Annotated in this window: 17 protein-coding genes; 10 read left to right on the forward strand and 7 right to left on the reverse strand. The window is 67.9% G+C overall.

Translation table 11 applies throughout. From position 1 onward, the window contains the following. The first annotated feature begins 1 nt into the window (after window position 1). Entirely contained in the window at window positions 2-2,542 is a 2,541-nt protein-coding gene (locus NDI56_RS00130; RefSeq protein ID WP_310917364.1) for an AAA family ATPase, read from the forward strand. A 78-nt stretch (window positions 2,543-2,620) separates the two neighbouring features. Here the strand turns inward: NDI56_RS00130 and NDI56_RS00135 are convergent, their stop codons facing one another. Next, the gene (locus NDI56_RS00135; RefSeq protein ID WP_310917366.1) at window positions 2,621-2,797 is read right to left on the reverse strand and encodes a hypothetical protein; all 177 of its coding nucleotides are present in this window, start codon (window positions 2,795-2,797) and stop codon (window positions 2,621-2,623) included. A gap of 23 nt (window positions 2,798-2,820) precedes the next feature. Continuing rightward, window positions 2,821-3,054 carry a hypothetical protein gene (locus tag NDI56_RS00140; protein WP_310917367.1) on the reverse strand — a complete coding sequence of 78 codons (234 nt, stop codon included), beginning with the start codon at window positions 3,052-3,054 and terminating at the stop codon, window positions 2,821-2,823. Window positions 3,055-3,199: 145 nt separating this feature from the next. Between NDI56_RS00140 and NDI56_RS00145 the strand changes: the two genes are divergently transcribed. The 5 genes from NDI56_RS00145 to NDI56_RS00165 all read left to right on the forward strand — a co-directional run bounded on the left by NDI56_RS00145 (window position 3,200) and on the right by NDI56_RS00165 (window position 7,105). Next, the gene (locus NDI56_RS00145) at window positions 3,200-3,805 is read left to right on the forward strand and encodes a class I SAM-dependent methyltransferase (protein WP_310917369.1); all 606 of its coding nucleotides are present in this window, start codon (window positions 3,200-3,202) and stop codon (window positions 3,803-3,805) included. Window positions 3,806-3,866: 61 nt separating this feature from the next. Beyond that, window positions 3,867-4,661 carry a hypothetical protein gene (locus tag NDI56_RS00150; RefSeq protein ID WP_310917370.1) on the forward strand — a complete coding sequence of 265 codons (795 nt, stop codon included), beginning with the start codon at window positions 3,867-3,869 and terminating at the stop codon, window positions 4,659-4,661. Between the two features lie 98 nt (window positions 4,662-4,759). Continuing rightward, complete coding sequence (locus NDI56_RS00155) at window positions 4,760-5,365, forward strand: hypothetical protein (protein ID WP_310917371.1); 606 nt, start codon at window positions 4,760-4,762, stop codon at window positions 5,363-5,365. Window positions 5,366-5,496: 131 nt separating this feature from the next. After that, entirely contained in the window at window positions 5,497-6,420 is a 924-nt protein-coding gene (locus tag NDI56_RS00160; protein WP_310917372.1) for a sulfide-dependent adenosine diphosphate thiazole synthase, read from the forward strand. 169 nt (window positions 6,421-6,589) lie between these two features. Next, window positions 6,590-7,105 (forward strand): HTH domain-containing protein, encoded by a 516-nt coding sequence (locus NDI56_RS00165; RefSeq protein WP_310917373.1) that lies wholly within the window; start codon window positions 6,590-6,592, stop codon window positions 7,103-7,105. Between the two features lie 7 nt (window positions 7,106-7,112). Here the strand turns inward: NDI56_RS00165 and NDI56_RS00170 are convergent, their stop codons facing one another. From NDI56_RS00170 to dcd, 4 genes are all read right to left on the reverse strand, one after another. Then, complete coding sequence (locus tag NDI56_RS00170) at window positions 7,113-8,345, reverse strand: hypothetical protein (protein WP_310917374.1); 1,233 nt, start codon at window positions 8,343-8,345, stop codon at window positions 7,113-7,115. A gap of 35 nt (window positions 8,346-8,380) precedes the next feature. Beyond that, complete coding sequence (locus NDI56_RS00175) at window positions 8,381-9,037, reverse strand: class I SAM-dependent methyltransferase (protein WP_310917375.1); 657 nt, start codon at window positions 9,035-9,037, stop codon at window positions 8,381-8,383. After that, window positions 9,034-9,927, reverse strand: a complete 894-nt coding sequence (locus NDI56_RS00180) for a thiamine-phosphate synthase family protein (RefSeq protein WP_310917376.1) — start codon at window positions 9,925-9,927, stop codon at window positions 9,034-9,036. Before NDI56_RS00180 ends, NDI56_RS00175 begins: the two co-directional genes overlap by 4 nt. Window positions 9,928-10,061: 134 nt before the next feature. Further along, the gene (dcd, locus tag NDI56_RS00185; protein WP_310917377.1) at window positions 10,062-10,649 is read right to left on the reverse strand and encodes a dCTP deaminase; all 588 of its coding nucleotides are present in this window, start codon (window positions 10,647-10,649) and stop codon (window positions 10,062-10,064) included. A gap of 229 nt (window positions 10,650-10,878) precedes the next feature. Here dcd and NDI56_RS00190 point away from each other — a divergent pair, with 229 nt between their 5' ends. From NDI56_RS00190 to psmB, 4 genes are all read left to right on the forward strand, one after another. Beyond that, window positions 10,879-11,328, forward strand: a complete 450-nt coding sequence (locus tag NDI56_RS00190) for a BGTF surface domain-containing protein (RefSeq protein ID WP_310917378.1) — start codon at window positions 10,879-10,881, stop codon at window positions 11,326-11,328. Window positions 11,329-11,437: 109 nt separating this feature from the next. Next, on the forward strand, window positions 11,438-11,776 hold the full coding sequence (gene pth2 / locus NDI56_RS00195) for a peptidyl-tRNA hydrolase Pth2 (protein ID WP_310917380.1): 339 nt from the start codon (window positions 11,438-11,440) through the stop codon (window positions 11,774-11,776). A 72-nt stretch (window positions 11,777-11,848) separates the two neighbouring features. Next, window positions 11,849-12,583 (forward strand): archaeal proteasome endopeptidase complex subunit alpha, encoded by a 735-nt coding sequence (gene psmA, locus NDI56_RS00200; RefSeq protein ID WP_310917381.1) that lies wholly within the window; start codon window positions 11,849-11,851, stop codon window positions 12,581-12,583. Beyond that, entirely contained in the window at window positions 12,583-13,275 is a 693-nt protein-coding gene (gene psmB / locus NDI56_RS00205) for an archaeal proteasome endopeptidase complex subunit beta (protein WP_310917382.1), read from the forward strand. The genes psmA and psmB overlap by 1 nt, the downstream gene beginning before the upstream one ends. Before the next feature lies 1 nt (window position 13,276). Here psmB and NDI56_RS00210 read toward each other — a convergent pair whose 3' ends face one another. Continuing rightward, window positions 13,277-13,435 carry a hypothetical protein gene (locus NDI56_RS00210; protein WP_310917384.1) on the reverse strand — a complete coding sequence of 53 codons (159 nt, stop codon included), beginning with the start codon at window positions 13,433-13,435 and terminating at the stop codon, window positions 13,277-13,279. Window positions 13,436-13,444 lie beyond the last annotated feature (9 nt).

Raw genomic sequence — 13,444 nt, forward strand, 5'->3', positions numbered from 1 at the left:
CGTGGGTCTCGCCCCATACATCTACGCGGACCGCCGGCTCCCGGACGAGGCGACGGTACGTGAGACGCTGGCCGAGCGCACCCTGACGAAGTTCGGTGACGACGAACGGCTCGAACGGCTCCACCGGGTGTTTTACCCCGTCTTCCGCGTCACGTACCGCTACGAGACCGGCGAGGGGAAGCTGTTCGGGACTGAGGAGCAGACGGCGACGGCGCTACTGGACGGGCTGTGGGCCGACAACGACGCTGCGTTAGCCCAGTACACCGACGGCACCGCCGAACTGGTCCGCCGGGCGACCAACGACTACGACTTCGGCGTCGACACGCCACAGCTCGGCCGCTCCGTCCTCATGCAGTTCCAGGTCCCCACCGGCGAGGCCGAGTCGCTGCTCCCCCGTCGCATCGAGGAGTACCGCGAGCAACAGAACGGCACGGCGAACGTCTTCCTCCGGAAGCTCCGGGAGTCCTACGGGCTGCCGGGCGATTTCGACCCCGACGGGTTCGACACTGTCACCGAGGTCGAGCGCTGTTACCTCCCGTTCTGGCTCGCGGAGTTCCACTCGCCACACTCGGAAGACATCGCGCTGGTGGCCTTTCGCGACCCGGACGCGTCGGCGGAAGCGATGCGCCAGCACGGCTGGCTCTCTGCGTTCATCAGCGAACAGCCCCGGCGGCTGGCCACCTACAGCTACGAGGCCGACCCCGACCGCGTCGAACGCGCGATTCGGGAACGGGTGGGCCGCTCCCGCGAGGAAGCCGACGGCTCCCGCGACGACGGCGGGCCGACACCGACCGAATCCGAGGGCGCCCCGACCGTCAACCGCGAGCGCCCGAGCGACGACGAACCGGAGGTCGTCCAGCCCGACGGCGTCGAGATGCAGGCCGAGAGCGTCGTCGACCCGGACCCCGACCGGAGCTTCGCCGACGTGGGCGGGATGAGCGAGCTACTGGAGACGCTCAACCACAAGGTGGTCCGGCCGCTGGCGGACCCCGAGGCCTTCGAGGAGTACGGCATCGGCGTCGTCAACGGCGTCTTGCTCCACGGCCCGCCCGGCTGTGGGAAGACTCACGTCGCCGGCGCGCTGGCCGGCGAGGTAGACCACGCCTTCATCGAGGTGAGCCCCGCCGACGTGACGAGCAAGTACATGGGCGAACCGGCCCAGAAAGTCGAGGAGCTGTTCGCCGTCGCCCGGGCCAACGCGCCCTGTGTCCTCTTCATCGACGAGATAGACGGTATCGCCGGCGACCGGGACGGCGACTCGAACATGAACTCCAGCGAGCAGCAACTGGTCAACCAGCTGCTGACCGAACTGGAGGGCATCGCCGAGGAGGACGTCGTCGTGGTGGGCGCGACGAACCTCGTCGACGACGTGGACGGGGCCATCCGCCGGTCGGGTCGGTTCGACGAACGCGTCGAGGTGCCACCGCCCGACGCCGCGGCCCGCCGGGCGATTCTCGACCTCCATCTGGCCGGTCGGCCGACCGCCGAGGACCTGGACCTCGGCCCCATCGTCGAGGCGACGGCGGGCTATGCGGCCAGTGACCTCGAACTGCTGGCGGAGAACGCGGCCCGACAGGCGCTCCGGGAAGACGCGCCCATCGGGGCCGGCCACCTGCAGGCGGCGGCCGACGACTCCGCGACGAGCATCCCGGACTGGATAGACCCCGCGGACGCCGCCGAGGGCGGGGTGGTCCAGCCCAACGGCGTCGACCTGCAGGCGACGAACCTCGTGGAGCCCGAGCCGGGCCGGGATTTCACCTCCGTCGGCGGGATGGAAGAGCTGAAAGAGCGGTTGCAAAACACCGTCATCGACCCGGTCCAGAACAGCGAGGCCTACGACGAGTACGGCATCGACGTGCTCTCGGGGCTGCTGCTCTACGGGCCGCCGGGCTGTGGGAAGACCCATCTGGCCGGCGCGCTCGCGGGGGAGTTGGGCCACAGCTTCATCGAAGTGACGCCGGCGGACCTCTCCAGCAAGTGGATGGGCGAGCCCGCGAGCAACGTCGCCGACCTGTTCGAGATAGCCCGGGCGAACGCCCCCTGTATCCTCTTTATCGACGAGATAGACGGCGTCGCGGGCTCGCGTCGCGGGTCGACCAGCGACAATCAGCAACAGCTGGTCAACCAGCTCCTCACCGAGGTCGAGGGGGCCGCCGAACACGACGTGGTCACCGTCGGCGCGACCAACTTCGTCGAGGACGTCGACAGCGCCTTACGGCGCTCGGGCCGGTTCGACGAACGCGTCGAGGTGCCACCGCCCGACGCCCGGGCCCGCGAGGCGATTCTCAAGATTCACCTCCGGGACCGCCCGGTGGCCGACGCGGTCGACTGGGACGCCGTCGTCGAACCGACCGCCGGCTACGCGGCGAGCGACATCGAGTTGCTGGCCGAGGACGCAGCCCGGCAGGCCCTCCGGGCCGATTCCGAGATACGGCAGGAGCATCTCGAAACGGCGGTGTGGGAGACCCGCTCCAGTATCGAGGACTGGGCCGAAAAGGAGCGCTACGCCGAGGACGAACGGAGCTCGTACAGTAGCCGTTGAACAGCCACCCAACCCCACGACGGTCGGCTGTGTAACCGCGCTCGACTGTCACTACCGCTCGGGAGCCAGTGATGTGCCCTACTTGGCGAAGTAGCTGGTGAACAGCCCCGAGAAGAACCCGGAGATGCCGGCGGTCAGGGCCATGTCCGACAGGTCCCACGGACCGTCGTCGTCGTCGGCGAGCCAGACCGTGATAGCGACGCTGAGTACGAGCGAGACGACACCGTTGACGAAGTGTTTCTTCCACTGACCCATACTCGCACAGTAGGCCCCGGACCCTATAGATACTTCCGCCGGCTCGACCCGAAGTAGCTGGCACAGACCCCGGAGAGAAACGCCGAGATGCCGGCCGTCACCACCATATCCGTCCGGTCCCACGTGGGGTCGGAGTCGTCCGACGACGGTTGCCCTGCACCGCTTGGCTCACCCCCGCCGTTCCCCGCCAGTGTGAGTACCACCGTGACGCTGATGGCGAACGAGAGCGCGCCGTTGAGGAGGTGTCTGATGAGCATCCGTGTCGTCGCAGTACCGAGCGGCGCTGTAAATGTCTACGTTCGAGATAGTTATCCGTCCGCATGGCCAGCGGGGGCCAGCTGGCTCCGATTGGTAACCCCGGGCGCCGACTCGCTCTTGTCCGTGGCGCCCCTGGCCTCGGGTATGGTCCTCTCGGAGCGCGAGCGCTCGAAGCTCGACTCGGGCGACGACGACGCGTTTTACGACAGCCCCCGGTTCGTCACGCACGCCGACGACGCCTTCCTCGCGCGGCTGACCGAACTGTACGCGGACGTGCTTGCGCCCGGCGACCGCGTCCTCGACGCGATGAGCAGCTGGGTGTCACATCTCCCCGACTACCCCTTCGCCCGCGTCGTCGGTCACGGCCTCAACGAAGCGGAACTGGCCGAGAACGACGCGCTGACCGAGTGGTTCGTTCAGGACTTCAACGCCGACCAGTCGCTCCCGCTGGCCGACGACAGCGTCGACGCGGTGCTGTGTGCGCTGTCGGTCCAGTATCTCCAGTATCCCGAGGCGGTGTTCACCGAGTTCGCCCGCGTCCTCGCACCCGAGGGGGTCCTCGCGGTGACGTTTACGAATCGTATGTTCCCGACGAAAGCGGTCCGCGCGTGGCGCGCGGCGTCGATGGACGAGCGGGCCGAACTGGTCGAGTCCTACTGTCGCGCCGCGGGGCTGGCCGTCGTCGACGTGGTCCGGGAGCGGCCGGGCGCCGACCCGTTCTACGCCGTCCTCGCGCGGCCGAGCCGCTGACCACGCCGTCGTGTCCGCCGTGGGGTGCCTTCATTGCGTCTCGGCCCCTCAGTTCGGACGAATGCCCGTCTATCCCTCGGTTCGTGACCACGCCGTCGGGCTGTGCGAGCGGGCCGGCTACGACGTGACGGTCCGACCCGACCGGAGCCTCGACGGCCCGCCCGCGCTCGCCGAACCGACCGACGACGCCGTGGGGCTCGTCGCGCCCGAACGCCCTCGCCCGGTCGCCATCGAGCCACTGACCGAGGCCGACATCGGCCCTTCCGGGCTCGTCCCGCGCTTTGCCGACGCGTTGCGGGCGGACCGCGACTGCCTCTTCGTCGTCCCCTCGACCGAGGACACAGGGACGACGCTCACGCAGGTCGCCGCCACGGTGCTCGGCGAGCCGGCCTGTGTCGCCGCCGACGGCCCGGACGGCCGGCAGTTCTACAAGGGGCCCGACCGGGTGCCGCTCTCGGACGGCAGCTACGCCTGTGCCCGCGCGCCGGCCTCGGACCTCCAGTGGCGCGAGGTCCGCGTCGACGAGGAGCGGCCCCGGCTCGAACTGAGCGTCGGCACCGAAATCGTGGCGGTCTTCGAGCACGTCGACGCGCTGGCCGCCGCCGGTCGCCACGCGTTCCAGTACGCCTATCGCCGGGCCGACGACGGCCGCTTCGAGGTGACCGAGAGCGGCGAGGTCGTCGACCGGTTCCCCGGGCCGACGGCGATGCGTCGCGGCGGGTACGCCCCGGTCCCGATGCCGCTCGTCCCGGAACATCTTCTCCCCGACGGCGCGGACCGCTCGCGGTGGGCCGTCTGCCAGCCCGACGGCGGCGCCGACGTGCTCACCGAGGGCGGCCTGCACGCCTGGGCATAGAAAATCGGGGGCCACGACGCAGCCCGGCGGTTATTTGCACCTCTCACCGGATGATTTTTGTCTGCAGTGACCGACACATGCAGTCGAGTGCCCCTTCCATGAAACGCCGGGAGTTCATTGTCGGTGGGACGACCGCTGGCATCAGTGGGATAGCGGGATGTAGCGACTCGGCGACTCCTGTCATGGAGTTTCAGAATTTCGTCGTTCCCGACCCGCGTATGGTCTCCCAGGACGCCGATGGTGAAGAGTACGTAGCGACGATACAGAACACGAGAGACGGCGGAGAGATAGCCGTCGAACTGTGGTATTACCGGTCCCCTGATACACCGAGGCCAGGCGCAGCCGCGACGTACCTGAACGGTGAGTACCAGGACCGACATTTCGAGTCGGCGAAAGCGCGCTATTTTGCCGGCGGAGAACGGCGGGACATAGCGGTCACGGGGGACGACCATCCACTTATGGAGTCGGATTCGTTCGACTACGGCTTTGCCTTGTGGCCGGCGTCACACGGTGCCGTGTTCGAGAACACGGGTGGCAGCGGCGAAATCGAGTTCAGGTTCGAGTATCAGGATACGCAAGGATACAACCCGAGAGAACCACCGAACAAACTGGACAGTGTTGGCCGCGGCAAAACAATCGAAATAGTGTTTAACACGGTCATCCCGCCGTTAGCGAAGTACGATATCGTCGCTGAACCGGTCTAAATCGGCTCGAACGCTTCTCTTTGCCCTCTTCACCCGTGGTCCCGGCGTCGACAGTGCCGGAGACTGTTCCGTAGATTCGTAGTCACCACACCAAAACGACTATTTACCACTCTAGAATATCACTAGGTGGTATGCGAGATTTCGACCAGTTCAGCGACGTCGGCGAGGCGGAAGTGACCCGAGCGATAGGCAAGGAGTGGTCCGAGGAGTTCATGGACTTCTCGGAGACCGAGGTCATCATCATCGGCGGCGGCCCCTCGGGGCTGATGGCCGCGAAGGAACTCTCCGAGCGCGGCGTCGAGGTCATGGTCGTCGAGAAGAACAACTATCTCGGCGGGGGCTTCTGGCTCGGCGGCTTCCTGATGAACAAGGTCACCGTGCGCGACCCGGCCCAGGAGATTCTGGAGGACCTCGACGTCGATTACCTCCAGTCCGACGAGAGCGAGGGTCTCTACGTCGCCAACGGGCCCGAGGCCTGTTCGGGGCTCATCAAGGCCGCCTGCGACGCGGGCGCGAAGATGCAGAACATGACGGAGTTTACGGACATCGTCATCCGCGAGGACCACCGCGTCGGCGGCATCGTGATGAACTGGACGCCGGTTCACGCGCTGCCCCGCGAGATAACCTGCGTCGATCCGATCGCCGTGGAGTCCGACATCGTCATCGACGCGACGGGCCACGACGCGATGGCGGTCAAGAAGCTCGACGAGCGCGGCGTCCTCGAAGGCGAGGGCCCCGAGGCGGGCGACACCGGGATGGACCAGACCGGCGGCGACACCTACGGCGCGCCGGGCCACGACTCGCCGGGCCACGACTCGATGTGGGTCGGCGAGAGCGAGGACGCCGTCGTCGAACACACCGGGAAGGTCCACGACGGACTCATCGCCACGGGGATGGCGACGGCGACGACCCACGGCCTCCCGCGGATGGGCCCGACCTTCGGCGCCATGCTCGTCTCCGGGAAGAAGGCCGCACAGGCCGCTCTGGACGAGTTGCAGGTGGACGCGCCCGACGTGACGCTGTCGACGAGTGGGCCCGCGCCCGCGGACGACTAGCGGGGTTTCGACCGGAGTGGGACCCTCGGTGCAGTCGAGCGGAGAGTGGAACGACCCGCGAGACGAGCGAGTCGGCCCCGGATGCCATTATTCCTGTTGAAACAGTTATATTACGTTAATACATAGGGTTTTCAGTTTCGCACCGGCTTTAGCTAGTGATTATCACACTATGTCGAAGGAAACGGGACAGACGGACGAAAGCGACGCTCCCGGCGGCGCCCTGGAGGTCGACCTCTGGGTCAGACGGCCGGTGTGTGGGCCCCGGACGACGGTCATCGACCGCCTGAGCGGTCTCCGGGCGTCGGGGTCCCTCGCTGATTTCTCGGTGACGACCTGGCCGGAGGAGCTCGTGCTCACCGGGGCGAACAGACAGGCGGAGCTACTCGACACCATCGAGCGCTTCGAGGACTGGGCCGCCGACCGCGGGCTGAGCCTGCGCCCGCCGTTCGAGACGCGCACGGCGTCGATGCTGGTCGGTGACAGCGAGGACGTGCTGACGACGCCGATGTTGCTGGCGGCCGCCTACGAGGACGGCGAACTGGTCGGCGTCTACCCCTGTACTGACGGGACGACGACCTGGACCGTTCCGGAGTTTCTGAACGCGCTGGAGGCCGGGGCCAGGGGACCGGACGCCGGCCTCGGCGACCACCCGCTGCTGGCGCCGACCGAACGCGGAACGAGTTGAGACAGTCTCAGGACTCGTCGACGCTGACGCTCACGTCGTCGTCCGTGGCCCGTACGTCGGCGCGGGCGGTGAATCCGGGGTCACCGAACACGACCGCGACGGTCGTGTCGTCGAGCTTTCGGTAGCCAAACGCCGCGTCGCTGTTCTGTCCCCGAACGTACGTGTAATCGAGCAGCGCCGCCCGGAGTTCGTCGGTCTCGCTCTCGTTGTCCCAGCGCATGACCCACACCCAGCCGTAGCGGCTCTCGTCGGTCGCGTTCCGGAAGATGGTCAGCCGGTCGTCGCCCCACCCACTCGCCGCGGCGGCCGCCCGCTCGCGGTCGAGTTCGGTGTCGAGCGCGGCGCGCGTGGCCAGCTCGCCGAGGGTGTTGTTACCCAGATACGTCCAGCTGTCACTCCCGCTCGCCCGCACCGACAGGTTCGCCGGCGGTTCCTCGGCCGGCGTCTCGTTGTGAACGACCTGCTCGGTCGTTCGCGGATACGTCTCGTAGGCCGCGGAGAGATTCGCCGGGTCGTCGATGCGATGGGCGACGTACTGGCTCCCGAACACGTACGGCGCCAGCGCCGACCGGTAGGTCGCGGAGCCGTTGCGGTAGAGCCCGCGGGCGTACGCGGAGTTGCTCTGCACGCCGAGATACCGGTCGGCGTAGGCGTCCGCGACGAACACCGCGCCGCCCTCGCTCAGCGCGCGCCGGGTGTTGCGCCAGTCGGTCGTCGGCCGCGGCTGGGAGAGCCGGCCCTGCCACGGTAGCATCGTCGTCCGGTACTGGACGAGGTGGGCGAACTCGTGGGCGAGGACGCGCTCGGTCTTTTCGGGCGACCCGTCACCGGGGTGGACGTACACCGCCCCGTTCACGGTGACGCCGGTCGGCTCGCTCCAGTCCGTCGAGACGTTCTCGAAGCCGAGCGCCCGGTTCAGCGGCGAGGCGCCCACCCGCTGTACGCTCGCGCGCCACTCGCTCAGGTTCCGCACCCGGACCGGCCAGGGGTCGGTATCGCTCCCCATCAGCGCCTGCACGCGGGCGTAGGTCAGCGTCGCGTTCACCGGTAACGTCCCGTTCTCGACGGCGACGGTGTTCTCGACCGGCGCCGACGGTGAGCCGTCAGGGGTCCCCGGGTCGTCGGCCCCGGTCGGCGATGCTGTCGTGTCGCCCGACCCCCCCAGCGGAACGCCGGCACACCCCGCGAGTACGAGGAGAGCAGCGACCGCGACGGTCGGTCCCACCCTGTCTCTCGACATGTAAATTCCGACCTACAGGGGCTACAAAATTGTTGCTATCCGTCAGTGGCTGGCACGGTGCCCGACACCAGCCCGAGATACCCGCCGCCGAACGTCTCGTAGCGGCGGTCGACCGTCCGCTCGGTGAGCCGTCGCCGCGCGGCAGCGACTCGCTGCTCGAAGCTGTCGGCGTGTGACCGCGTCGAGAGGCGTGTTCCCGGCGCCGAGAGCCGGACGAACCCCTCGAAGGCGAGGTCCAGCGGCGCCGCGACCGGGCGGCCGCTGCGCTGGAAGTTCAGCAGCGCCACCCGCCCCCCCGGCACCACGCAGTCACACCACGAATCAACGGCCGCCGCCGGGTCGGGGAAGACGCCGGCCACGAAGCTCCCGAGGACGGCGTCGACACCCCGTACCGGCGGCCGGGTCGCGTCGGCCCGGAGATAGTCGACGCCGGGGCCGGTTCGCTCGGCGTGTCGCCGCGCCGCACGGAGCATCTCGCGGGTGATGTCCAGCCCGACCACGCGTCCCGAGGGCCCGACCCGCTCGCGGAGTTCGGGGACGTTCGCGCCCGTCCCACACCCCATCTCGACGGCGGTGTCGCCCGGGGCGAGGTCCAGCGCGTCGACGGCGCCCGCCCGCCAGGACCGCAGGAGGGGGACTCTGGCCACGCGGTCGTACAGCGACGCCCACCGCTCGTAGAACTGTCCGCTCACAGGATATCGCGGGCCCATTCGGCGACCGTTACCGCGTCGGGACCGAGCAGATAGACGACCGGTTCGACGCCCATCCCCCCGGTCTGGTAGATGACGTCGGCGTCGCCGTCGGCGAGCGCTTCGGCGATGCCCGGCTCGATGGACGCCTCGGCGTCGAACTCGACGGCGGTGTGGCCCGCCGACTCCAGCGCCGTGACGACTGACTCGTCGTAGCGGACGTTCAGCCCGGCCCGCGCCCCACTGCCGGCCGCGCGGGCGGCGAGCACCACCGACGCGACGTGCTCGCTCACGCCGAACTCCGGGTCGGCGGGAATCGTCGCCCGTCCCTTCACGTCGAGAATCCGGCCCGGAACGGCGGCCACGTCGTCGATACCGTCCCCTTCGGGGAGCGCCTGCACGAGGTTCGACCCGACCGCCGGGATGAGCGTCGCGAAGCCGCTGGTGTTTTCGAGCACCCGGAGCCCCCGCCGGACCGACGACAGCGTCCGCTCGGCGGCCCGGAGCTGGGAGTCCGGGTCGTGGACGGCGAACTCGCTGTCGTAGTCGGCCAGCCCCGGTACGGCGTCCTCGTGGAGCATGGCGAGCACCCCGCCCTGTTCGAGCTCGCGGATCAACACTTCCGTCTCGACGAGCGCCTGCACGGAGCTCATCTCGCCGCTCGCCAGCCCCTCGGCGACACGGTCGACGAGTTCGCTCAGCCCGCGGTGGTTCAGTAGCTGTTCGTTGCGCTCTACCTCGCCGTGGACGTACTTCGAGACGGCGCTCTGGCTGATGCCCAGCAGGTCGGCGACCGCCGACTGGGTGAGGCCGTGCTCCCGGAGCTCCTCGGCCAGCATCGAGCGAAAGGTCGGGAGGAACTCGTCGACGACGATCTCCTCGATGAAGCGCATCTTACTGATCGCCTCCGAACTCCACCGAGTTTCTCACCGATACCGTGATGACACGCACAGCGGTCATCACTGATCGCCTCCGAACTCACTCGCTCGCAGCCGAGACGCGGACACGACGCCGCCGGCGTCGGTCATCACTGATCGCCTCCGAACTCGCGATCCCCCTGTATCTTGCTCGCTTGGGGCCCGGACTGGTCCTGGTACTTCGAGCCGCGCTCGGCGCCGTAGGGGCGGTCGGCAGGGGTCTTCAGCTCGGTGAAGGTGAGCTGTGAGATGCGCATGCCCGGCGTGAGCGCCACGGGTGCGGTGCCGAGATTCGACAGTTCGAGGGTTATCTGGCCCTTGTAGCCGGGGTCGCACAGTCCAGCGGTCGCGTGGACCACGATGGCCAGCCGGCCCAGCGACGAGCGGCCCTCGACGTGGGCGATGAGGTCGTCGGGAATCTCGACGCGCTCGTGGGTCGTGCCGAGCACGAAGTCGCCGGGATGCAGGATGTACTCGCCGCCCTCGTCGACCTCGGTCAGGTCGACGTACTCGTCGACCTCGTTCTCGGTGTTCGGGTGGATACAGGGGATGTTGGCGTGCTGGAACTCCAGGAACTCGCGGCCGAGCCGCAGGTCCACGCTGGCGGGCTGTATCTGTATGTCTGGGTCGTCGAGCGGTTCGACGACGAGGTCGCCGTCCTCCAGACGGCGCAGGATATCGGCGTCCGAGAGTATCATTACCCGACTTACCGGTGTGGGGCACCTAAAGTATCGTGTCTCGGCGGCGGCCTGTGACCCCGGCGCAGGACCCGGCGTGAGTACTTGGGTTCTCTCGCTGTCGTCGCGTCCGAACTGGAACCCGCTGGGCTCGTCCCTCCGGGGTCGTGGACTGTCGACGTCCGTCTCCGCTGCGGTGACTGAGGTTCTGACAGAAAGTATTTAGTTCAACCCGATAATTACCGCAACGATGCGACGACGAGAATACGTCTCCGCGTCCGCCGCCCTCCTCACCGTCGGCGCAGCCGGCTGTAGCCAACTGACCGGTCAAGAGGGCGAGACGAACGATTCGACGAGTACAGCCACATCGAGTTCCACTGCCGATGGCGGGACGCCGACCGACGGCGAGTCCCCAAGCGCTCAGTTGCAGTACGAGGGCGACGCCCTCACGCTCGATAACGCCTCCGAGCAGCAGATTCGGGGGACCTCCAATCTGGACCCCGGTACGGGCCTCGAAATCCAGCTCGACAGCGAGACGGCGAGTGACCCCTTCGTCAAGCTGCCAGAGACGACCGTCCAGGACGGCGGGGAGTTCTCGGCGACGGTCGATATGTCCAACAACGACGAGGGGTCGGAGTTCACCGTCGAGGTCATCCACGACGGCGAGACGCTGACCGAGGCCGACGGCCAGGTCGTCTGAGTCCCGAGCAGCCCCACTGATTGCTCACCCAGGGCGTAAGTGCCCTGTGGTACGTGCAACCGCGGCGGGACTCCGACGGGGGTTTATGTACGGGTCGCTATATCGAGGTATGAAGCAGGCCATCGTCGCGCGGGCCGACATCGGGATGGGCGAGGGGAAACTCGCCGCCCAGGTCGCCCACGCCTCGCTGTCGGCCTACGAGGACACCGGTCGGCAGGTCCGCAAAGCCTGGAAGGGCTCGGGCCAGAAGAAGGTCGTCCTCAAAGCGACCGGCGAGTCCGAACTGTTCGAGCTCGCCGACGCGGCCGAGCGAGCTGGTCTGCCACATGCCGTCGTCAGGGACGCCGGCCACACCCAACTGGAGCCCGGCACTGTCACCGCACTCGCGGTGGGGCCGGGCGAGGAGGACGTGGTCGACCGGATCACTGGCGACCTCTCGCTGTACTGAGGGCACCGAGATGGCCGATGTGGTTATATACTAGAGACACTAACCTCAGGTGAACACCAGAGAGCACCTACAATGCAAGGAAACGAACAGCAGGCCTACGACCGCGGGATAACCATCTTCTCCCCGGACGGACGCCTCTATCAGGTCGAGTACGCGCGCGAGGCAGTCAAACGCGGCACCGCGAGTGTCGGTGTGCGGACCGCCGACGGCGTGGTGCTGGCGGCGGACCGCCACGCGCGCTCCCCGCTCATCGAACGGGACAGCATCGAGAAGATACACGAGATAGACGACCACGTCGGCGTCGCGAGCGCCGGTCACGTCGCCGACGCCCGACAGCTCATCGACGTGGCGCGTCGCCAGGCCCAGGTCAACCGCCTGCGCTACGACGAGCCCGCGAGCGTCGAGTCGCTGACCAAGGAGGTCACCGACTACATCCAGCAGTACACCCAGACCGGCGGCGCACGCCCGTTCGGTGTCGCGCTGCTGGTCGCCGGTATCGAGGACGGCGAACCCCGCCTCTTCGAGACGGACCCGTCGGGGACGCCCTACGAGTGGCAGGCCGTCGCTATCGGCGGCTCCCGCGAGGAGATACAGAACTACCTCGAAGAGGAGTACACAGAGGAGATGGACCTCGAAGGCGGCCTCGAACTCGCGCTCCGCGCGCTGGCGTCGGTCAACGACGAGGGCCTCGACGCGACGGGCGTCGACATCGCCACCATCGACGTCGAGAGCGAACAGTTCAGCAAGGTCACGGAGGAGGAAATCGCCGAGCGGCTCGCCGAGTTCGACATCGGAGGTGAGGAGTGATGTACGACCCCGAAAACCGACTCACTGACGCCTACGAGCCGGACGTCGGTACGATCCCCTCGGACGACGGCGGTCGCGACGAGGAGAACGTCACCAAGACCGGAACGACGACCGTCGGCCTCTCCACCGAGGACGGCGTCGTCATCGCGACGGACCGCCGCGCCTCGCTGGGCGGCCGTTTCGTCTCGAACAAAAATGTCCAGAAGGTCGAGCAGATTCACCCGACTGCGGCCATGACGCTGGTCGGTAGCGTCGGCGGCGCCCAGTCGTTCATCCGCTCGCTGCGTTCCGAGGCGAACCTCTACGAGGTCCGCCGCGACGAACCGCTCAGCATCCACGCGCTGGCGACGCTCGCGGGTAACTTCGCCCGCGGTGGTCCCTTCTTCGCCATCAACCCCATCATCGGCGGGGTGGACGACGAGGGCAGCCACGTCTACAGCGTCGACCCGGCCGGCGGCGTCCTGCAGGACGACTACACCGTCACCGGCTCCGGGACGATGGTCGCCACCGGGACCATCGAGGGCAACTACGACCCAGAGATGAGCATCGAGGACGCCCGCGCGCTGGCTATCCGCGCGGTCAACGCGGCCGCCGAGCGCGACACCGGCTCCGGCAACGGTATCGTCTTGGCGGAAATCACCGCCGACGGCGTCGACATCGACCGCTTCGACGACTACGAGTCGGCGGAGTAGGTCATCGCGGCACCTCGACCCAGCCGGATATCCACGCGTCGTCGGTCTCCGGGAGGTGCGCGACCGTGAGACCGCTACACTCCTCTATTTCGACTTCGGTGCGTTGCCACCAGTCGGTCGGTCCGCCCTCGCCGTACTGTGTTCCGTCGTGTTCGACCACGTGACGACA

Source organism: Halomicroarcula saliterrae, assembly GCF_031624395.1.
Lineage (GTDB): Archaea > Halobacteriota > Halobacteria > Halobacteriales > Haloarculaceae > Haloarcula > Haloarcula saliterrae.

Bases quoted from the DNA above. Each gene is read 5' to 3' on its own strand.
- NDI56_RS00180 (WP_310917376.1), bottom strand. From the start codon at position 9,927: ATGCGCTTCATCGAGGAGATCGTCGTCGACGAGTTCCTCCCGACCTTT.
- NDI56_RS00150 (WP_310917370.1), top strand. From the start codon at position 3,867: ATGCCCGTCTATCCCTCGGTTCGTGACCACGCCGTCGGGCTGTGCGAG.
- NDI56_RS00155 (WP_310917371.1), top strand. From the start codon at position 4,760: ATGAAACGCCGGGAGTTCATTGTCGGTGGGACGACCGCTGGCATCAGT.
- NDI56_RS00145 (WP_310917369.1), top strand. From the start codon at position 3,200: ATGGTCCTCTCGGAGCGCGAGCGCTCGAAGCTCGACTCGGGCGACGAC.
- NDI56_RS00170 (WP_310917374.1), bottom strand. From the start codon at position 8,345: ATGTCGAGAGACAGGGTGGGACCGACCGTCGCGGTCGCTGCTCTCCTC.
- dcd (WP_310917377.1), bottom strand. From the start codon at position 10,649: ATGATACTCTCGGACGCCGATATCCTGCGCCGTCTGGAGGACGGCGAC.
- NDI56_RS00190 (WP_310917378.1), top strand. From the start codon at position 10,879: ATGCGACGACGAGAATACGTCTCCGCGTCCGCCGCCCTCCTCACCGTC.
- NDI56_RS00165 (WP_310917373.1), top strand. From the start codon at position 6,590: ATGTCGAAGGAAACGGGACAGACGGACGAAAGCGACGCTCCCGGCGGC.
- NDI56_RS00160 (WP_310917372.1), top strand. From the start codon at position 5,497: ATGCGAGATTTCGACCAGTTCAGCGACGTCGGCGAGGCGGAAGTGACC.
- NDI56_RS00140 (WP_310917367.1), bottom strand. From the start codon at position 3,054: ATGCTCATCAGACACCTCCTCAACGGCGCGCTCTCGTTCGCCATCAGC.
- NDI56_RS00135 (WP_310917366.1), bottom strand. From the start codon at position 2,797: ATGGGTCAGTGGAAGAAACACTTCGTCAACGGTGTCGTCTCGCTCGTA.
- psmB (WP_310917382.1), top strand. From the start codon at position 12,583: ATGTACGACCCCGAAAACCGACTCACTGACGCCTACGAGCCGGACGTC.
- psmA (WP_310917381.1), top strand. From the start codon at position 11,849: ATGCAAGGAAACGAACAGCAGGCCTACGACCGCGGGATAACCATCTTC.
- pth2 (WP_310917380.1), top strand. From the start codon at position 11,438: ATGAAGCAGGCCATCGTCGCGCGGGCCGACATCGGGATGGGCGAGGGG.